General features: G+C 62.7%; 13 protein-coding genes and 1 tRNA gene. 7 read left to right on the forward strand and 7 right to left on the reverse strand.

What is annotated here, in order from left to right; translation table 11 throughout:
* Positions 1–52 precede the first annotated feature (52 nt).
* Positions 53–3979, reverse strand: a complete 3927-nt coding sequence (locus Pan216_RS08105) for a protein kinase domain-containing protein (protein WP_145257307.1) — start codon at positions 3977–3979, stop codon at positions 53–55.
* Positions 3980–4457: 478 nt separating this feature from the next.
* Here Pan216_RS08105 and cysC point away from each other — a divergent pair, with 478 nt between their 5' ends.
* Positions 4458–5075 (forward strand): adenylyl-sulfate kinase, encoded by a 618-nt coding sequence (gene cysC / locus Pan216_RS08110; protein WP_145257310.1) that lies wholly within the window; start codon positions 4458–4460, stop codon positions 5073–5075.
* Between the two features lie 271 nt (positions 5076–5346).
* Here cysC and Pan216_RS08115 read toward each other — a convergent pair whose 3' ends face one another.
* Positions 5347–6084: a tetratricopeptide repeat protein gene (locus Pan216_RS08115; protein WP_145257313.1), complete on the reverse strand. Its 738-nt coding sequence runs from the start codon at positions 6082–6084 to the stop codon at positions 5347–5349.
* Positions 6085–6485: 401 nt separating this feature from the next.
* Between Pan216_RS08115 and Pan216_RS08120 the strand changes: the two genes are divergently transcribed.
* The 4 genes from Pan216_RS08120 (at position 6486) to Pan216_RS08135 (ending at position 11247) form a co-directional block, all read left to right on the forward strand.
* Positions 6486–8141 (forward strand): HEAT repeat domain-containing protein, encoded by a 1656-nt coding sequence (locus Pan216_RS08120; RefSeq protein ID WP_419193396.1) that lies wholly within the window; start codon positions 6486–6488, stop codon positions 8139–8141.
* 247 nt (positions 8142–8388) lie between these two features.
* On the forward strand, positions 8389–8865 hold the full coding sequence (gene ribH, locus Pan216_RS08125) for a 6,7-dimethyl-8-ribityllumazine synthase (protein WP_145257319.1): 477 nt from the start codon (positions 8389–8391) through the stop codon (positions 8863–8865).
* A complete protein-coding gene (gene nusB, locus Pan216_RS08130; RefSeq protein WP_145257323.1) occupies positions 8862–9320 on the forward strand; it encodes a transcription antitermination factor NusB in 459 nt (152 codons plus the stop codon). The genes ribH and nusB overlap by 4 nt, the downstream gene beginning before the upstream one ends.
* A 91-nt stretch (positions 9321–9411) precedes the next feature.
* Complete coding sequence (locus tag Pan216_RS08135) at positions 9412–11247, forward strand: PDZ domain-containing protein (protein ID WP_145257326.1); 1836 nt, start codon at positions 9412–9414, stop codon at positions 11245–11247.
* A 56-nt stretch (positions 11248–11303) separates the two neighbouring features.
* Here the strand turns inward: Pan216_RS08135 and Pan216_RS08140 are convergent, their stop codons facing one another.
* Entirely contained in the window at positions 11304–12236 is a 933-nt protein-coding gene (locus tag Pan216_RS08140) for a cation diffusion facilitator family transporter (protein WP_145257329.1), read from the reverse strand.
* A 240-nt stretch (positions 12237–12476) separates the two neighbouring features.
* On the opposite strand from Pan216_RS08140, the gene msrB reads away from it, so the two are divergent.
* A complete protein-coding gene (msrB, locus tag Pan216_RS08145; RefSeq protein WP_419193397.1) occupies positions 12477–12899 on the forward strand; it encodes a peptide-methionine (R)-S-oxide reductase MsrB in 423 nt (140 codons plus the stop codon).
* A 236-nt stretch (positions 12900–13135) separates the two neighbouring features.
* Here the strand turns inward: msrB and Pan216_RS08150 are convergent, their stop codons facing one another.
* From Pan216_RS08150 to Pan216_RS08165, 4 genes are all read right to left on the reverse strand, one after another.
* The gene (locus Pan216_RS08150) at positions 13136–15412 is read right to left on the reverse strand and encodes a serine/threonine-protein kinase (RefSeq protein ID WP_145257332.1); all 2277 of its coding nucleotides are present in this window, start codon (positions 15410–15412) and stop codon (positions 13136–13138) included.
* Positions 15413–15939: 527 nt separating this feature from the next.
* The gene (locus Pan216_RS08155; protein WP_145257335.1) at positions 15940–16269 is read right to left on the reverse strand and encodes an RNA recognition motif domain-containing protein; all 330 of its coding nucleotides are present in this window, start codon (positions 16267–16269) and stop codon (positions 15940–15942) included.
* A gap of 313 nt (positions 16270–16582) precedes the next feature.
* Positions 16583–16668: transfer RNA gene (locus Pan216_RS08160), tRNA-Leu, on the reverse strand.
* 325 nt (positions 16669–16993) lie between these two features.
* Positions 16994–19186, reverse strand: coding sequence for an N-6 DNA methylase (locus Pan216_RS08165; protein ID WP_419193398.1), 2193 nt, complete (start codon positions 19184–19186; stop codon positions 16994–16996).
* Between the two features lie 497 nt (positions 19187–19683).
* On the opposite strand from Pan216_RS08165, the gene Pan216_RS08170 reads away from it, so the two are divergent.
* The gene (locus Pan216_RS08170; protein WP_419193399.1) at positions 19684–20604 is read left to right on the forward strand and encodes an HD-GYP domain-containing protein; all 921 of its coding nucleotides are present in this window, start codon (positions 19684–19686) and stop codon (positions 20602–20604) included.
* Positions 20605–20622: the final 18 nt, after the last annotated feature.

The following is a 20622-nucleotide window of genomic DNA, read 5'->3' on the forward strand; positions in this document are numbered from 1 at the left end:
GGCACTGGCCGACGTGCAGTCAGTGGCCCCTAGATCTTCATTGGACCGAATACTAAGCCGCTTTTCGGCTCGATTGCTCCGAGGGTTGGTTGGCAAGCTGGTTGACGACTTGCGGCAACTCGGGCCAGGGATCACCCTCCATCGAGGGTTGCAGGACCATCTCTTCGAGGATGTCGAGGACTTCACCCACCGAGGAGCAACGCTGTTGCGGACGCTCCTGGAGCAGTCGCGTCAGCAGAGCCGAGAACCCGCGAGGGAAGTCGCCGGGGAGATCGAGCTTCTGGCCGACGGCCGCTCGGGTGCCGGTGGCGAGTTCCGCCGCGATCACGGCCACCGAGAAGAGATCGCCGCGCGCGTCCGCGGAGCCATCGGTGAGAAGTTCCTCGGGCGGCAAGTAGGAGGTGATGGCCCGCCCGCGTTCGCAGCGGTGGATCTTGCTGAGCCAAGCCGGCTCGCCGTACCCCAGAAGTCGGGTCTCGCCCGAGAGGGTCATCATGATGCGGCTCGGCCGCAAGTTGTGGTGAACGAAGCCACGACGCTGCGCCGCGGCGATCGCACTGACTGCCTGGTGGCACATGTGGACGATCGCTTTCGTGGGAACGCCGTATCCGGAGAGCTTGCCCACCGACCAACCGTCGACGTAGTCGCAAACGACACCGAAGCCGGCGTCGGTGACAAAGAGTTCGTGCAGGTTGGCGACGTTCGGATGCCGGAAGTCGGTCATCGCGTTGACGGTGATCGCGTAGGTGCTGCGCATCGACTCGTCGCGACTCCAACGCGGATCGAGGATCCGAAGCGCCATCGGTTGATCGTAACCGCCGAGCCTGACCTTGTAGGTGGTCGCCGTCGCTCCCCGGTGAAGACGGTCGAGGATCGTGGCCGAACCGACATTCAACTCGTCGAGCCGGTTCTCGGCCAGACAACCAAGCTGGTACTCGCTCAGGGCTCCCGTTTCCAACAGGCGTGCTTGGAGCGTTGTCCCACGGTTGGCCGCCTCATGTTCGTGGCTCTTGAGCGCCGTCTCGTCGCAGAGTCCCGTTTGCATCAGTCGCTGAACGAACTCGCGATCTTCCATGCCCGTCATGGGCAGGGAGACGACTGGTTCCTCGGGCTCTTCCGCTGGAACCTCGGCGCCGGGAGGTGTGCTCGCGATCTCCGGAGTCGCCGGCGCGACATCACGGGGAGTTGGCGTGGCGATCTCGTGCGTCACCATCGGAATGTCGTCGTGTTCGAGTTCGATCGGCAACTGGTGATGCTCGGCGATCGCGGGGCGACTCTCCGCGGCTGGCTCTTGCGGGGACTTCTCGGCGACGACGAAGACCGATTCGTTGCGCTCGCCCGTCTCCTCGATGAGATGAATGAGTCGGGAGAGGGTGTTGCGTCCCGACACCATCGCCTCGGCATGTCGTGCCTCGGAGGCGGCTCGCCCGCGGAATGTTTCCTTCATGCGCGTGAAACGTTCCGACCAGGCTCCCAGGGAGGTGACCAAGCCGCGAACCTCGCTCCAGATCGCTCCCCCGGCGTCGCCGTCCATCTTCGAGCCGTTGGTGGAAATCCGCGTTTCGATCTGCCCGAGCATCGCGTTCATCTGGTCGGCGACCTCGCCACTGAGTTCGCCCAGCACCGCGTTGTCCTCGCCGACGCTTCGCATCCACTCGTCGCGTTCGCGATCGCGGCGCGAGGAGTCCTCCAAGTAGCTCGCCACCGTGCTTCGCAGACGGCGAAGGTTGTCGCGAAGCAGTTCGACTTGCTGCCGATTGATCGTCTCGGTGGTCTGGAAGTCGCGCATCTCGTTGTGGATGTCGCGGCGGCGCTGGACCACCTTGAGACTGACTTCGCGGAGTTTGTTGACGTGGCGGCGATGAGCCATGATGTCGCGATCGAGGACTTGCCGTTTTCGCTCGAGTTGGCCGGCAAGCTCCTCGAGTTCGTCCCGGCGGCTTCGGACTTCGTCGACCCAGTCGTGTTCGCGGCCTAGAACCTCCTGCTGACGCGACTCGAGAGCGTTGGCGAGTTCCTCAAGCCGTTTTGACTCGGCGCTTTGAGCTTCGGCTTGGTCGCCCAAACGCTTCTGTTGACGTTCGAGCGCTTCGCTTCGGAGCTGAAGATCGGCGCGGGTCGTTTCGATCTCCTTGCGGCCGCGGTCGATCTCCTCCAATTGCGCCAGGTGGCCACGCGAGACCGAATCGATGGAGGCCTCGCGACAACGGAGGATGCTCGTTCGCTGAGCCAGCTCGACCGCCTTCTCCCGAACCTCGCTGAAGCGCGAGAGGGACTGATCTTGCTGCAAGAGTAGTCGCTGGCGTTCCTGGTCGAGGAGGCTCTTCTCCCGGTCGAGTTCTTCCCGATCGCGCTTGAGCGCGGCGCGGTCCTGATCCAACTCGACGACGATCGTGTTGGTGCTCGCTTCGAGTTCGGCGGCACGCTTATCGATCTCGACGCTGCGCTGGGCGTGGTAGGCGGAGACCTGCTCGAGTTCCTTCTCGCGCTTCTCGAACTGGCGGACCTGTTCGAGGAGCGTCTGCTCGCGAACGTTCAGTTCCTCGACGCGGCGTCGGCACTCCTCTTCACGCGTCTTGCAGTTGGCTTCCCGCTGTTCGATCTCGGAACCACGCCCGGCGATGTCTCGCTCGCGGTCCAGATGGGCGAGTCGTTCCCCTTCGATCTGTACGGCGCGTTCCTTGAGGTGCTGCTCTTGCTTCTCGAGCAGGCGCGACTTGCCCTCGACCTCCTCGTGGCGGCTCTGGACCGCCGCGGCCCGTTCGCGAACCTCTTGGAACTCCTTGTCGACCGTCTCCCGAGCCGTCTTGAGAGCGACCTCCTCCTCGACGAGTCGGATCTTTCGCTGTTGGAGATCCTCCTTGAGGGTTTCGAGCGAGCGTTCCTTGACGCGGACGTTCTGCAGTTCCTGGTCGAGCTTGTTTCGCTTGGTGATCAGTTCACGCTCGTCTTTGTCGATGTCGACTTTGCGCGTCTGAAAGAGGTCGGCCCGCTCGTTGATCTGGGCTTCCCGCTGGGCGAGATCCTGGCCGACCTGCTTCCAGTGGGCGATCTCCCGTTCTAGCTCTCGCTGTTGGAGTTCGACTTCGCGCGACTTCTTCTCGAGTTCCGCGGCACGCTCGCCGAGGCCACCGCGTCGGTCGCGGGCCTGTTCGAACACGCGCCGGCGCACGCGTCCGAGCCGGCTCTTGTAGTGGTCGATCTTGCGTTGACGATTGTCGAGTTCGAGCATCTCCTCGGTGACGGAAAGACGTTGCTGTTCGATCTCTTGGGCGGAGGCGGCGAGCTGCTTTTCCTGTTCGTGCATCTCTCGCTGCTTGGCGACGAGTTCCTGCTCGCGATCGGATTGCTCGCGGAAGCCACGATCGATTCCCTCGCGCTGCTCTTGCAGTTTCTGCTTGAGACGCTCGAGTTCCTTGCGTTCGGCTTCGAGGCGGATCCACTCCTCCTTCTGGCGGCGCTCATCGGTGTCTTGCGTCGCGTAGACCGGACGCGGTCCGTCCGCTGTGCCGGCAGTGACCTTCTCGCCGGGCGTAGCCAACGGGGGAGCCGTCGTCTTGGAAGGCAGCGGCTTCATCGCCGGCTGGGAAGCGCTAGGCATTTCCGGTCGGGAAACGTTGGTCGTTTCGGGTTCTTCCGGGACCGCGACGCCTCCCTCGATCGTCACCGAGAGTTCGAAGGGCCCGATTGTGAGCTTGTCGCCGTGCTGAATCGGGGCTTCGGCGACCGCGGAACCGTTGAGCAGAACGGGGAAGTTTGGGTCGAGTTGAGTGACCAGGACCTGTTGACGACGACGGCTGATCAGACAGTGTTTGCCGGCGACCTCGGGAGAGCGCATTTGCACATCGCAGTGACTCTGCGAACCGATCAGAAGGGTTGGTCCCTTCATCGGTCGCGAGTTCCGCGTAGCTCGTCCCCGCAAGATGTGGATGGTCACCTTCGGGTCGGTCGATGATTGCGTCGAACGTTCGCTGGCCATTCGAAAACCTTTCGCGCGAGCCGCCTGCTCGTGTCTTGTTGAGGCCTCGGCTATGGGGATGGGTCCTCTCGTCGAACGTGCTCGGTCGTCGCCAAACGACGGAGAGAGCCAATCTGGTTTGGTCGGGGGATAGGGTGCGCGGGCGAAAAAATCCAGACAACTTTCTCGGCCGGACTTTCCCGAAGTGCCACGGCTTCCAGGGCGTGCGGCGGCCGATCTCCCGCTCGAGGATGTGGACGTGCCCTTGAGGTTCGGTATCCTAGCTGTTTCTCGGCGGGTCGTGCGGCTCGAGATTCACGCTCCGACGCGCAGCAGATTGCCCGCCACGCCGAACATGCCGTGAGTGCCTGGTTTTCCGGATCGGTGCTCGAACAGGGTCCGCGAGGTGGCGAAAGCCGCTCCCCTCGCGATCCGCGGTGAAGAGATAGAAAACCTAGTCAACCCGGAAGGCAGTACAGGAAAGGACAGCGTTCACGTCATGACGGAAGTCAAAGCGACCAATATCACGTGGCATAGCGGCCATCTTTCTCGCCAAGAACGACGCGACTTGCTCAAGCAGAAGGGATGCACCGTTTGGTTCACCGGGCTCTCCGCTTGCGGAAAGAGCACGATCGCCGTCGCCCTCGAACAAGTGCTTCACCAGCGCGGCCATGCGGCTTACGTGCTCGACGGGGACAACGTTCGCCACGGGCTCAACAAGAACCTCGGCTTCTCCGCGGACGATCGCAAGGAGAACATCCGTCGGATTTCCGAAGTGGCCAAGCTCTTCGCCGACGCCGGGATGATCACCGTCACCAGCTTCATCAGCCCCTACAGTGCCGACCGCGACGATGCTCGCAAGTTGCATGACGAAGGAGAGCTGCCCTTCATCGAATGCTTCGTCGACACGCCGTTGGAGGTTTGCGAGGAGCGGGATCCGAAGGGGCTCTACAAGAAGGCTCGCGCGGGGGAGATCAAGGGATTCACGGGGATTGACGATCCCTACGAGGCTCCCGCCAAGGCCGAGCTGACGCTGAAGGCCGCCGAGAGCTCCGTGGCGGAGTGCGTTGCGCAGGTCGTGAACTATCTCGAAGAGAAGGGCTTCCTGAAGCCATAACGTCCGGGTAGCCGAAGGGAGCGTGCTTACTCTCTTGCCTGGCTGGAAGCAGCCGGTCGCGCCCGCATATCTTCTCCATGCTCTTCATTCCCCCCTCTCCCCATGGGAGAGGGGCCAGGAGTGAGCGGGCTCCAATCGCGAACTTCGTAGGGCCGTGATGGCCCGACATCCTCAATGACATCGTTCTTACTTGCTGGCTGGCAATCAGCCGGCGGTGGCCTCACGAGTCGATCGAACACGGTTACCACACTCGGCGAACCCGACTCATTCCCTACTGGCGTTGGGCGGTGCGGTTGTTGAGCAGCGCGCTTAGCCGCTTGTTGGCTTCCCGAGTCTTCTCGGGATCGACCTCCCGACGCAGCACCTCTTGGTACAACTCCACGGCCCGGCGGCGATCGGCGATGTAGTTCTCGTAGAGAAACGCCGCGCGGTTGCGGGCATCGAGATTGGTGTTCGGCTCGTAGTGGAAGACACGTTCGTAGTAGGCCGCGGCCCGGCGGTACTGCTGAAAGTACTTGCTCGAATAGATCTGGCCCAAGTAGTAGCAAGCTTCGTCGAGCTTGTCGCTGCGCGGGTAGTCGTGAACCAACCTCTGTAGGAGCAGCTCCGCACGCTTGTAATTGGCCTCACGCTCGGTGAAGGACGACTTGTTGAGCCAATCGAGAGCCTGCCGGAAGATCTGGTTGGCGTTGATGATGCTCGAATCGGGCCTGAGATCGCGGCTCGGCAGATCGAGATTGAGAATGTACGGCGTCTTGAGAATCATGTGGTACGCCGTGAGCTCCTGCTCGACCCATCGCTGGGCTTCGCTGTCCTGGGTTTGGACGTAGTAGGCTCGCAAACGCTCCAAACTCGCCTGATAGGCGTCGCGTGCCTCATGCACTCGCTGAACGAGAGACTGCTCCTGATCGGGGTGATCGTCGGAGGCGACGAGTTGACCGCCTAGGAATGCGATGCCGGTGATGCCCGAGAGCGTCACCACGGCCCAAAACTTTCGAGAGTTCACCATCGTTTCCAACCTCGCACGATGACCCGCGTCGTCCAACATTCCTGGCTTGGCCCAGTGGGCGCTCATCGACTACATCGGCAAAAACCCCTCTCCACAATCAAACCAATTGATGTCGCCCATCCGCGCCCGAGCATTTTGCCGGCCCCAATCGCCTCGCTTGCGGAGTCGAGATGGGGAAGAGTGAGTCATGGTGGACCAGGGAGACGCGTCGGGAGGGAAAGGTGGGAACCACTGATTTTTCGGGTCTTGCTAAAGACTCCAGTCGTGAGGGAACGAAGAGTAAATGACCGATGGTCTCCGCGTGGGCTCGGCCTCCTCCGGGAAGTCGCCACTCGCGGGACCAGCATGGGGATTCCCCCGTCGTTCGCGTATCGCTCGTAAGGGAAGAGGAGCCGATGAACATGGGACAAGCACGCACCGCAATGATGGTCATGTTCTTTCTGGCCAGTCTGGCGGGCCCATCCCAAGCCCAGTATGGGCCGGTCAATCGCCAGACGGTTGGCCTGTTCGCCAGTGACGCCTCCGAGCGAGTCAAGGCGGTCAAACGGATGGGACGACTCGATCGGCGGGCGGCGCCAGGGACCCTCGATGCCCTCGAAATGGTGCTCGCTAGAGATCCCGAGCCCGATGTCCGGCTCGAGGTCGTGGAGAAACTCGCGCGAGCCAAGAGCTACAAACTACGGGCGATGAACGTCCTCATCAGGGTCTCCGAAACCGACCAAGACCCGAAGGTCCGCGAACGTGCCCGCACGGCGGTCGAGTACATGGCTCGCAAGGGCTCGGTCCTGCCCGCTCGCGGCCGACTGAAAAAGCCGGTGAGCCAGGCCCGCTTCCAGCCCGCGATGCCTGCCCAGAACGCCAACCCGTATCAGCAAGCGGTGCCGAATGCCAACCAGTACGGCGTTCAGCAGATTCCCAACCAGGTTCCGCAACAGTCGACGATGAACCAGTATCCGGTCCAGCATGCGGCCAGAAGTCGGCAGTACGCCGGGTCGCAGGCGTATGCCCAGACGCAACGGCCCCAGGTCCCGCAAACGCCGCAAGTGCCTTACCAGCAACAGCCGCGCATGATGCCCCAAGCGTCGCCGGCGGTGGCCAACGCGACGGCCGTCCCGTCTCAGACTCAAGCGGCGACGCCCGCGAAGCGGGTTCCCGTGACCAAGTTGCAACCGGTCGAGGTCGCGAAGGAGGAGACGAAGACGACATCGCCGATCAAGCGTTTCTTCTTCAACGAGGGTAGCGACACCGAGAAGGAGGTCGCGGTGACCAAGGAAACCGTCACCAAGTCACCGGCCATGGCGAAGACCACCACGCCGAAGATCTCTCAAGCTCCGCCGACGCCCCGAGCGCTCGAGTCGAAGCCGGCCAAGCCGACGATTGTCGACATTCCCGTCGCCAAGAAGATGACCAATCCGGATGTGGTGCCGGCGGCTCGCAAGGAACTGGCCTCGACGTCCGAGAGTACCGACGTGGTCGCGACGGCCGCTCGCATCGCGGCGGAGAAAGCGCCCTCGGAGCCCGAGAAGGACGTGAAGCTCGTCTCCCTGAGCCGCATGTTCCGCTTTGGACGCTCCAGCGCGAAGGAGGAGGCGTCGACGTCGTCCGATTCCGCGAAGGTGACGACGGCTAGCCCGAAACGTGAGGAGAGCGAGAGCAAGGATCATTCCGAGCACAAGGGACTCGCGGCGGGACTTCTCGGAGGCCGCGCTTCGTCGCGTCCCGCCGAGCAGCGTGTGGCCCAAGCGCCGACGCGTCAACAAAGCGTCTCGCGCAAGCCGAGTACGACGTCGGCCGCGTCGTCCGAGAAGCAAACGCGTCGGGCCGATCGCTCGGCGATGAGCGAAAAGGATCGCAAGCAGCGGGCCCAGCGGCTCCTCGTCGAGGCTCGGGAAATGATCGAGCAGGGACAGTTCAAGGAGGCTCAACGCCGTATTGATTTGGCCCGCGAGTACGCGGTCCGCTACGGACTGTTCGAAGAGACGCCCAACGACGTCGAGCGTGACCTGCAAAAGGCGATGTCGCCGAGCAAGGACAATCCCTTCCCGATCTCCTTCTAGAAGCTGGGTCTCTTGTTGCAAGGTCGGGCCAAGCCCAAGGCCCGGCCACGACGCTCGACCAACGATGGAAGCCGGTTCTGCCGGCTTCGCTTCGTTTCTTGCCCAAAGTAGCTCCCCTTGGAAAGCTGCCCTCTCCGGCGCGCTTCCGTAAAATGACCTCTCGGATGGAAGCTCACACGCGCGGAAGAGCCGTGTGACCACATTTCAACGAGCAGCCGTGCGGAATCAGCATGGCAGTGAGGGGTGCATGGCAAGTTTCAGCGGCGGGTTTCAAACTCCCAAGGGGCGGTTCGGGCTGATCGCCGCCCGCTTCAATAGCTTCATCGTCGAGCATCTGGTCGCGGGAGCGCAGGATGGCTTGCGGCGACATGGCGTCGCGGACGCGAATGTCGACACGATTCACGTTCCCGGTTCCCTCGAGATCGCCCTGGTGGCCAAACGGCTGGCCGAGAGCGGCGAGTACGCGGCGGTCATCTGCCTCGGGGCGATCGTTCGCGGCGAAACCGATCACTACGACGTCGTGGTGCGGGAGTCGGCAAAGGGACTGACCCAGGTCGCTCTCGAGACCGGCATCCCCGTGATCAACGCGGTCCTCACGACGCACACCGTGGAGCAAGCGGTCAATCGAGCGGGGGCCAAGGCGGGCAACAAAGGCTTCGAAGCGGCCGTCGCCGCGATCGAGATGGTCAATCTTCTCGAGGCACTTCCAGGGAGCAACTCATGAGCACCCGTCGCCGAGCCCGCGAAGTGGCCATGCAGGCCCTCTTCCGTTACGACGTCAATCCGACCACGTCGCCCGAGGAGATCGACGCGTTCCTAAGCGGGAGGCTTCACTTCCCCGAACTGGAGACGTTCTGTCGTTCACTCGTCGATGGGGTGCGCTCCAATCGGCAAGCGATCGACGCGACGATCACCGACGCCCTCGAGAACTGGCGGATGGGACGTCTGGCGCCTGTCGATCGCAACGTCCTACGCCTCGCGGTGTACGAATTGACCGTCGAGCGGGGGAACCCGGTCGCCGTCGTGATCAACGAGTCGCTCGAGATCTGCCGCCGTTACTCCTCGGCGGAGTCGGTCGCGTTCGCCAATGGGGTGCTCGATCGGATCGCGTCCCAGCTTCAAGACAAGACCACCGAGGGAAGCGACGAGACAATCTCCGCGGCAACCGAGGAAGAATAATCGACAGAGCATGGACGCGCTAGGCTAACATGAAAGCGGAGCGGCGACTCGCCGCCTCGTGCCACAAGACCGTCATTCGCCAGGCGTTTCCATGAACCAATCCCATCTCCTCTCTCTTCATCGCATCGCTTTCACGGCCCTGATCGTCTTCGGGGCCAGCGTCTCGACCGTCGATTCCGCTCGCGGAGAGGCCAAGCTCGGGGTTCATCGCTACCCCGAGAAACTCGCCGAGAAGACGGGGCTCGTCGACAAGGGGGCGGCGATCTACTGGGTCGTTCCCAACTCGCCGGCCGGCGTCGCGGGGCTGGAGCCTGGCGACATCATCACGTCGATCGACGGCCACGCGGTCAGCAGTTTCGCCAACCTGGCCAAGACGATGAAGGATCTCGATCCGGGACAGCGAGTCTCGATCGACTACCTGCGTGGCGGAGAATCAAAGACCGCGACGGTCACTCTCTCGGTCTGGACGGGAGATCTGACCGCGGAGGCCTATCGGTCGGCGTTGGCCTATCTCCAGGAACTGCAAGCCGAGCACGACAGCCCGCTGCTTCGCAAGGAGATGATCAGTCAGTACTGGCTTGCCGGGGATCGCCGCAAGGCGCTGGCGGAACTCGAGCGGGCCGACGCCGCGTATCCGAATCAAGCGGAGTTCGCGTTTCAGCGGCTCGACTATCTCTACAAGCTCGGCGACTTCGGAGCCTACGTGAAGGAAGCGCTGCGGCTCGCGAAGCTCCATCCCAACACCGCCCAGGCACGCCTCGATCAGGCCGAGGCGCTGCTCGCGACGGGTAAGAATGAGGAAGCATCCGCGATCGCGTCGAAGACGGCTCGCGAGTCGCTCTCGTTCGGGCTCAAGATGACCGACCTGACGGTCATGGCTCTTCAGCAGTGGGCAACGGCGCAGCTTCGTCTGGGACAACCGCTCACCGATCCGAGCCTCGGCACTTGGCTCAACAGCGTTGTCTGGGACAAGAAAGGGGTGAAGGGCCTGCAATTCTGGCGTTCGAAACTCGACGGTCGTGAGCCTTACCGCATCGCTTCCGGCAAGCGCAGCGAGCTTCCCTTCGACGCCTCGGGAGTCCTCTTTGGGCTGCTCCCGTACAAGATGCACGGCATCAAGGTCAGCATCAACGGGATGGAGGTTCCGCTAGCGATCATCGACACCGGGGCGTCTCACACGCTCTTTAGTCGTGAGATCGCCGAGGCGGCGGGCGTCGAGATCGGCGGCGCGACCCGCAGCGCGGCCGGTTCGCTTTCGTTCACCGCTCAATCGGGATTCGCTCGCGAACTGAAGATCGGCGACTTCGTCCTCAAGGACATTCCGATCAACGTGGGTAATCCGCCTCCGCTCGTGATGACCAAGGCGAAAGCCGCGTTGGGCGTCGACCTGATGCACCATCTTCGATTCACGATCGACTATCCGAACAGCAAAGTGACGGTCGTCAGCGCCGACGAGCCGCTCCCCGAGCCAAAGAACCCCGACGCGGTTTGGGACATTCCGCTGTGGCCATTTTCCGAGCACGTACTTAGTGAGGGCAAGATCGGGCCGAACCGTTTCGCCCGCACGCTCATCGACTCGGGCAACTTCGCGTACACTCTCGTTTGGCCGACGTGGGCTTCGGAGAACCTTCCGAACCACGGCGCGCCGTCGGGGTCGGTCTTTCTCTATGCGTTGAGCAATCCGCGGGTGACGATCAAGGGACTCGAGCTCGGGGGAAAGACCTTGCCGCCATGGCCCGCGATGGACATGCCGCCGGTCACGCTCCAAGGCATCGACCTCGTCGACATCGTGATGGGACACGATTTGCTCTCGGGCTATCGGGTCACCATCGACATGCGTCGGCGGATTCTTCGTCTCGAAAGTGATGGAGAAACGTTCGTCGCGCCCAAGCCTCGGACGATGATCCTGATGCCCGAGCGGAACTGACGCTCACCACTCGACCAATTCATTCCTCGATCCCTCGTTGGCGAGGGGCTCGTTCACTACGTTTCGGTGCCGAATTGCAACGGATCGATCATCCCTCTGTGTTCGTGAGGATGGGCACGGTGATGGTCGATCGGCTCGATATGGGTGACGATCCAGACGAGCCGGTTGTCAAAGAAGGTGCGGACGGCGTGTTCGAGTTTGGTCACCCGTCGGTGGGCTTCGGTCACGTTCATATCACCCGGCACTTGCACGTGCAACTCGATCCAGACCTGGTCGTTGATGATGCGGTAGCGGAGCTGGTGAAACGAGCTGATGCCAAGCCGTTCGACTTCGCTTTCGATGACGCCGACCAAGCGTTGGCTCTGCTCGGGATCGACGCGATCCATGAGTCCGAGATACGACCGCCGAATCAGCGACCAGCCGCTCCACATGATCAATAGTCCGATCAGTCCCGCGGCGAGGGGATCGATCCAGACGTTGCCCGTGAGCATGACCAACCCGAGACCGATGATCGCGGCGAGTGTCGTCCAGACATCGGCGAGGACGTGCTTGCCATTGGCCACGAGGATGAGCGAGTGGTGGTTTCGCCCAACCCAGACCAACGCCATGCCGAGGATGAGGTTCAACACGGCCAGACCGACCGCGATGACGAACCCGATGCCAAGATCGTGAAGTTGTTCCCCGGCAAGGAATCCGTGAACGGCGCTGGCCATCACCGCGATCGACGCGGCGAAGACGAGGGCTCCCTCGAAACCGGCGGAGAAATAGGCAATGCGGCCATGCCCGTAGGGATGGTCTCGATCGGCCGGTCGAGCCGCGTACCACAGGCTGTAGGCCGCGAATCCCGTCGCCGCGAGATGGACGACCGACTCGAGGGCGTCGGCGAGCAGGGCCGAGCTATGGGTGAGGAAAAAGGCGAACGACTTTCCCGAGAGCATCACGGCCGAGACGACGAGACTTGCGATCATGGCAAGGCGTCGAGGGTCCATGAACGATTTGCCTCCGCGCGGGATTGACTCGAGCGCCGCCGAATGAGTCGAGAAAGGACGGGGAGGGCCCGCTACAATAACTCATCGTATGGAATCAGCACGGATACGAGGGAATCGGCTATGGGAAAAGGGCCTTGGATCGTCGCCAGCATGTTCGTCCCGGCTGTGTTCTTGTCGTTGACCGCCTGTCAACAACAAGCGGTGGTCAAGACGAATCCGAAACCCGAAGGAGTCAACAACGTGGCATCTGATCGTGTCGAACTGACCAACGCCGAGTGGAAGGAGAAGCTCTCTCCCGAGCAGTACTACGTCACCAGGCAGAAGGGAACCGAGCGAGCCTTTACCGGCGCGTATCACGACTGCAAGAAGGATGGGGTTTATCGCTGCGTCTGCTGCAATCAGCCTCTCTTCGATTCGGATGCCAAGTTCGATTCGGGGACAGGCTGGCCGAGCTACTACGAGCCCGTCGAGGGGCAAAGCATTCGCGAGGAGGCGGACAACACCCTCTTCATGCGGCGCACCGAGGTCTTGTGCAGCCGCTGCGACGCCCACCTGGGTCATGTCTTCAAGGATGGCCCCGAGCCGACCGGGCTCCGCTACTGCATCAACTCGGCCTCGCTGGTGCTCGACGAGGAAGAGGACAAGACGGACTCGGAGGAGTAGCCGACCGATTGTCGTGATTGGTTAATTCATTGCCCGAAAACTTTTGGGTGTCGACGCCCACGCTCGCGTGGGCATGCGAAAGGGACTCGCTCGCGTGGGCATGCGAAAGGGACTCGCTCGCGTGGGCATGCGAAAGGGACTCGTTTGCGTGGGCATGCCGGAAGCGTCTTCGATTCGGCGAGTTCCCGTACGATGGGTGGACGCGATTCCACGTCACGGACTTGCCAATCAAGAGACTATCGACCGAGTTGTCCGCTCGCGGTTCGCGTCAGGATCCGCGAGAAGAGGTAACTTCCTCCGATCGCCAGCATGGCCAACAGTGGTGTCAGGACCATGACGATCAGCCGCGAGCGTTCGGTCGACGACAGGAGTGCGTCCCAGGAGTAGGTGGCGATCACGGCGAGGTACTCGTCGGGCCGATCCTCGTCCCAAACGACGCGCTGCCCGTAGATGATCTGATCGCCATGAGTCGAGCCGAGGATCGCGACTTCCGAGGAGTTGCCGGTGAAGAGGGGATCGAGACTCGGGTAGACGGTCTGAACCTTTTCGCGCGTTCCCTCCGAGAGACTCGTCACCGGCCCCGGATCGGGTTCGAACAAAACGTAGCCATCCCGATCGACGATGTAGATGGCTCTGGCCGGATCGGCGGTGACGACTCCCGGAAACGCGAGATCGAAGTCGATCAGGATGGCGAGGACCGCCTCCTTCTCGCCGGTTTTCTCCGAGACGATGGCTTGGGAGGCGCCAATGCCGACGACATCGTCGTGGCCCTCCGCGATGCCGGGCCCCGCGAGCATTACCTCCTCCATGAAAACCGTGCCCGACTCCGCGCTCATCGGCTCGTCGAAGAAACGTCGTCCCTCCTCGACCCGAAGTCTCGCGGGTGGGGAGATGATGAGGTGGTTCTGACTGCTCTCGGCGTGTTGCTCGTTGTAGGCACGGCTCACGGAAAGAAACTGCCGCCCCGTCTGGGCATCGATTAACATCATTTGGTAGATGTCCGGGTTTCCTTCGATCGTCGCCGCGAAGTCGAACGCCAACTGGCGGCGCGCCTCCTCGAACTTCTTCGTCTCTCCCTCGAGTTTGGTATCGATCAGGCGTGAGACACTCTTTAGCTGGCCGCAGAGGACGACCAGGGAAGGGAGTCGCTTCAGCTTGGAATTGATCGAAAAGGCGAGTTCCTCGGCCTCGGACTTCAGGTTCATCAGCTCGAGCCGGCCGGCCGAGTTGCTCCCCTGCCACGATTGGACGACGATCGACATGCCGACGGCGATCAGCAGGGTCGCGAGCAGCGCCATCGCTTGAGTGAGAAACGTGTGACGGACCGCCCACCGCGCCAGACGCTGGATGGGGGGCTCGCGATAGACCGACACCGGAACGCCCGCGAGGAAGCAACGAATGTCGCGCGCCAAATCGACGGCGCTCGAGTAGCGATCGCTTGGTTTCGCCGCCATGGCGTGGGAACAGACGGCGTCGAGAGCGCGCCGCACGCGATGGTTTCGGCTACGGGCTCTGGGGGTTGGCTGGCGGACGATGTTCGCCAACGCGACGGTTTGGCTCTCCCCGATCTCTTGGCGGTGGGGGGGCTCTCCGGTGAGGATGTGAAAGAGAATTGCCCCGAGCCCGTAGATGTCGGTCCTCTGGTCGGTCTGTCGGTCGTCGCCGAGCGCTTGCTCGGGTGACATGTAGGCGGGGGTGCCGACGATGGAGTCGCCGTCGCTGGTTGTTTCCGGGGACGGGGTGTTCGTGGCGATTTGTTTGGCGGTTCCCCAGTCGAGCACGATGACTTCGCCGAACTCGCCGAGAATGATGTTGTCGGGTTTGAGGTCGCGATGGATGACGCCTCGGCTGTGGGCGAACGCGATCGCTTGGCAAACGCTGACGAAGGCCTCGAGCAGGGCTTGTAGGTCGAGGGCGCGCGCGGCGTCGCTGGCGACTCGTTGATGTTGTTCGTCGATCGCTTGGGCCAGGGTACGACCATCGATGAGCCGCATTGCGTAGTAGAGATCGCCATTCTCCTGAATGCCGACTTCGTAGACGGGAACGATGTTTGGGTGTTCGAGCTGGCCGGCGACTTGCGCTTCGCGGAGGAAGTAGCGTTGGGCGTCGGGGTCGGCGGCATATCTCGGTTTGAGTTCCTTGAGAGCGACTTGGCGCCCGAGGGTGTCGTCATGGACTATCCAAACGCGTCCTAGGGCCCCTTCGGCATGAAGGTGTTTTCGTTTGAGTCTGGAGGAGACGTCTCCCTTGAGCTCTCCTCGCTCGGCATCGGGACTGGTGGAACCGGGCGAAGCGTCGACGAGCTCGGGGACGGTCGAGTCACGTCGCTGAAGTTCGCGTTCGATTTGGTGGCGAGCTTCCTCGTCGAGACGGCCGGAGGCGATGAGGTCCTCCATCAGCGATGGTCGGGCATCACGACGGCTGGCATCGAGAGCGTCGAGGAACTCCTCGCGATCGACGATCCCGAACTGAAGAGCGACGACGGCAAATCGAAGGTCCTCGCGGGTCAACATTGCTCAGGATCTCTCGGACGGCTAGGGCGCGGAGGGGAGGCGCTCACCGATCGGAAGGGATCGCGCCCTCTGACGTCATAGAAAACGAGTCAAAGAGATCACCTCGAGATGACAAAACGGAATGAGTCTGGGTGAGCGCGCGGACTCAACGGTAGGAGCAACGCGAGCGCTCGCTGTCGAGAAGCGACGGACGCAGAGCGAACGGACGATTCGCTCAACGCCGCTTAGCAGAAAGAGATAGGGGGAGGGCATCGTCGATCCATCGCGAAGCCCCCGCGGAAGTTGAACGATCCTGCGATGTCGGTCGCATGGTATCTACGACCGGAACCGAATACAAACAAACGTCAGTGGTAGGTCCGGTACAAACGAAGCTCCGGAGAAGGATCTCCGGTCCTTGCCGTGACTGAATCAATGCCGAAGAGCGAGTCAACGAGACGCTAGTCGAGGAGGGTCACTGGTGCCCAAGTCACCAGTTCGTGACCATCGCGACTTCCATGTTTCCTTGTCTTCACCCCAAACTGGCTTGATCAATAACGGTCGCGAAAGCCGCCTCCTCCGCCACCGCGATGTCCACCACCGCCGCCACCGGGTCCTCCGGGGCCACGACGCTCCCGTTCGCGAGCCTCGTTCACGGTAATGGTGCGACCGTTCATGCTCGACCCGTTGAGGGTCTCGATCGCTTGGTCAGCTTCTTCGCGCGAATCCATTTCGACGAACCCGAAGCCTCGGGAACGCCCGGTCTCACGATCCTTGATCACCGTCGCGGAAAGCACGGTCCCATGAGCGCTGAAGTACTGCTCCAGCTCTTCCGACGTGACAGACCATGGGAGTCCGCCCACGTACAACTTCTTCGGCATTGGTATCACCCTCTCCACCGAACACTTGCCAGACAAACAAAACTAAGCACCCGTTGTCGACCCCGTCTCACCTAAAGGACAACGGTACCGTTCTTTCCCGGTGTGGGAAAGCGGAAACGGTTCCCTTTGTCACTCCCATGCAAGGCGGTGCGGCACGGAAGCTGGCATGTTAGTGGCGGCGACCGCATTGAAAGGCCACCACCACGATCGACTCGGCAGAGGGACTCTGGCCCACGTTCGTACTTGCGAATCTCGCTCTCGAGCGTCGATACCCGCGTGACGCTCAGCGAAGCCTTTCCCCTCCATCACACACTGCCGAAGACAGGACTTGAACCTGCACGGGGTTTAATCCCCACTAGGCCCTCAACCTAGCGCGTCTGCCAATTCCGCCACTTCGGCCTCAGTCCGTCAGAATACGTGGGCCGGGACCAGCCGTCAAGCAAACTGACCAATCCTCGTGGACTCCTAGCCTGGGACCAGTCAACCGCTTAGGCCAAAGTCCCGCTGTTTGGAGCGTTTGGACCCCCACAAAACTGCAGGAAACCTGACCAAGAGGGACGACTTTTTCACAGAGAGCACAACCTCGCAAAGAGTTCATGACATTTTCACAAAACTTTGTTCCCGCCGCCGGCCCCGTCACGCCTCGCGCGCCGATGCCATCCCGCCGCGGTGACGTTCGCGTGGCACTTGATCTCCGTGCCGACGTTCGGCGACGCCGAAAGGGTCATGACGTTCGCCCCCAGTACCCGGCGGCGGCGGCGTCGACCAGCTCCCGCGTTCGCTCGGATGCTTCCCCCGTTTGGGCCGCTTCCTCGTGGGCGCGACGGCTTAGCGTGGCGAGCTCCCGGCAGGCCGCGTCCTTCGCGTCGAAGCGCCCCAGCCGCAGGCGGTGAATCGAGCGAGGGGTGGCGAAGCTCTTTCCCCCAACCTGCGCGAAGCTCTCGAGGGCCCGCTGGGCCGAGACGCTGTTGAGCAGCGCCGCCAGAAAGTGCGCTTCGCTTTCGTCCTCGAGTCCAAACATCGCGTGCGTCTCCTGCGGGAGGATCACCCGGCCCTCTCGCGAGGTCACCACGGCGGCGGCGAGCCGGTGACCCATCCGGTTCCAGACGACTTTCACCGGCGAAAGCGTGTAGTCGCCCACGTCGAACATCGAGTAGAACGGCCCGGTGTCGACGAGCTGGGCCTCGCCGCTGGTTCGCTGAAAGTAGCGCCGAAAGGCGGCTCGCTCCCGTAGCGTCGCCTCGAACCGCGATAGGTAGTCGAGCGCTCGGGGCGCCTCTTCACGCATTTGCTCGAGGGGAAGACCGCGCCGTTTGCGAGGATCCTGGACCATCAAGATCCACGCGGAGGGCTCCGCGTGCCAGGCCCGAACCTCTTTGCCCCGAAGGATCGGGAAGAGCAAGTGGGACTCGAGGTCGGCGGTGATTTGGGCGATCGGGCGGTGGCCGCGATGGCTGAGGTTTCGCATCCGCCAGCGCTGGTCGCCGACGACGCCGATCCGTTCGAGCCAGTAAACGCCGTTGGCTCCGCCCGTGTTGATGCCGAGGTGGGCGTGGTAGTCGCAGGGGCCGAGCGTGGCGTCGAGCTGCTCGGAGTCCCGTTCGTCGGAACGCTTCCAGGCCGACAGTGGGTCGTCGTGGTCGCTGGGGCTGGCCCAACACGTCGTCTTCACCGAGCGATCGCTCCAGAGGCGATACTCGATCGGGTAGCGGGTGGATGTTCCCAGATGGCCGACCAACGTCGACGAACGGACCGCGGTCCCCGCGAAGACCGTCATCGCCGAGAAGTCGTCGACGCGATCGACCGACCACGGGGTTTTGTCGGGGAGTTTCCAGCGACGGAATCCGCGCGCGGCTCGCGCCGAGTTAAAGAGCGTGGTCGGGAGGACGAAGCCGAGTCGTCCCCCATCGCGTTTGAGGAGTCGGTCGATCGCGACGGACGCGATCAGCATGGAGAGATCCTTCTTCCCTCCTCCGAGAATGCTCTCCATGCCTCGCTCGGCCAGTAGCCCGTAGTGCTCCCACAGCGGGCGAAGGGCGGTCCGCTGCTCTTCGGGGAGTCGGTCCCAGGTGATCCAAGGGGGATTGCCGACAACGATGTCCGATCGGGGAAGGGAGTCCGCGATCGTCGGCTCGTCGAGGAGGTCCGCGCACGCGACGGGGATCGGTCGTTCGGCGATGGGATGGCCTTGGAGCCGTCGCGTCGCCCAAGCCCAGTTGGCGGCGGCCGCGAGAGCCGCCCACGGGGCACGATCGATCGCCAGCATCTCGGCGTCGGCTCGGGTCCGCGCCCGCTGACGGCCGAGCGCGAGGAGAAACGCGCCGCTCCCGGCGGTCGGATCGACCCAGGTTCTATTCGGTTCCCAAAGTTGTTCGACGAGATGGTCGGCGAGCCATTCGGGGGTATAGAACTCGCCGAGCGCCCGCCGAGCGTTGGGGGCAATGAGGTGCTCGAAGGCGAGCCGGGGGAGATCGCCTAGGTCGCTCGACGGGCCCAGTCGCTCGGGGGCCAGCTCCGGCATGTCGGGGAGAGCGAGGGCCAGCGCGTCGAGCCATTGGGTGGGGGGCGCCCATGTCGGCCATGCCCATGTCAGGTGTTCGAGCTGCGGGAGCTCACAGGCATGGAGGAGGAGTTGGCGGCAGAAGAGGGAGTAGGTCGCCAGCGCGACGGATGGTTCGTCGGTTGAGACGCTCGCTCCCCGGGACCAAGAGGAGGAGGCCTGCTCGATCCAGGGTTGATGAGACTCCGGCAGTCGTCGCCGGGTGATCCCTTCGGCACGGACGAGATGGCCGATCGAGTCGACATGGACCTTCACGTCACGCGCCCGCCGAGCTGGCGGCCGGTCCGAGGAGCGGATGCGATCGGAGGAATCACTCAAGAGCTGCTTGCCGCCTGCCGCGGTCCTCTTTCGGTTCATTGGGGCATCACCACGGACAAGCCGACGCGCGGGCCGATCGGGAGTGACCTTTCTCCGGGGCGCTCGCCATCGAGAGAACTCCCCGTCGAGCAATCTTGCCCAAATTGACCGACGGGAGAAATCGGTCAAGTTTCCACGACGCGAAAGGTCTCCGACGCCGACCGAGGAAACCATGTTTTGAGGGAGAATTCGATTGCATGACTTTCCTTCCTCCGATAGCGTCGAGCCTTCGTCGCAAATCCTGTCGTGCCACTTCTCGGTACGGCAAGAGGCCGACTTCGCCAACTCGATTTTCAGCGAGATGGAAATCGGGGGATCTATCGTCGAAGACCCGGAGAGACCGGGCCTCAAGGAGTATTCCCCTCGTGCTCTTTGCTGGTCGTATGACATTGACACATTCTTCTCGGTTATTTCCTCCTCGTGGCGGCAGCCGTCGAGCCAAGGATGAATCTCCTCCAGGAGCCATCGAGCGACGTGGCCCGTCTCCCCTGACGGTCATGATCGCGTCTCCGGATGCGGGCAAGCTCGCGACAATGGCGTATGAAGCCGCCTCCTTGGGGTATCGCGTGCTCACCGCGGTGGGGCGAACGGAACTCGAGGAACTCTGGAAGCGGCAAACGGCCCCCATCGTCGTCGTCGACGTACGTCTGACCGAGCGGCAGGGAGCCAATTCGCCCGTCCCGAGCTTTCTTCTCTCCGACTCGGTCGATCGTTCCGAGGGGCTCGATGAGCTCTTCGCGTCGGGACGATCGTCTAGCCGGATCAAGAGCGACGAGTTCGGAATCTATCTACGGCGTGCTTCATCGAACGACGCTCACGACGAGAAACAGGTGCTCGTTGCTCTCCCGGAGGCTTCTCCCGGAAGCTCGCGGCGGGAAGACGGCGTGCTGCGACTCTGGCATCTCTTGCGGCAACGGATTCCCGAGACTGCCGCCCACTCACAGCGGGTTGCTCGGCTCGCGGCGCGATTCGGACGCGAACTGGCACTCGAGGTGACGTCCCAGGCCCGTCTCGAGCAGGCGGCGCTCCTTCACGACATCGGCAAGGCCTCTCTGCCTCGGGAAGTGCTCCGCAAGCGTGAGTCGTTGGATGTTCCCGAATGGACGCTGGTGCAAGCGCATCCGGTGTTGGGGGCCAACCTTCTCCGTCCCTTGGTGCGGAGTCAGGAGGTGACGCTCGCGGTTCGGCACCACCACGAACGATTCGACGGCCAGGGCTATCCGTACGGCCTCGAAGGGGAAGCGATTCCGTTCTTCGCTCGCATCATCGCCGTGGTCGATACCTTCGACGCGATGACCGAGTCGCGCACCTATCGCGGTCCGATTTCGATCGACGAAGCACTCGCGAGAGTCGCTCAACTCGGTGGGTCGCAGTTCGATCCCGAACTGGCGGCGACCTTTGTCGCCATGATGCGTTAGTGTCCTGATTGATTCATT

This window comes from Kolteria novifilia, from assembly GCA_007748055.1.
GTDB classification, from domain to species: domain Bacteria; phylum Planctomycetota; class Planctomycetia; order Kolteriales; family Kolteriaceae; genus Kolteria; species Kolteria novifilia.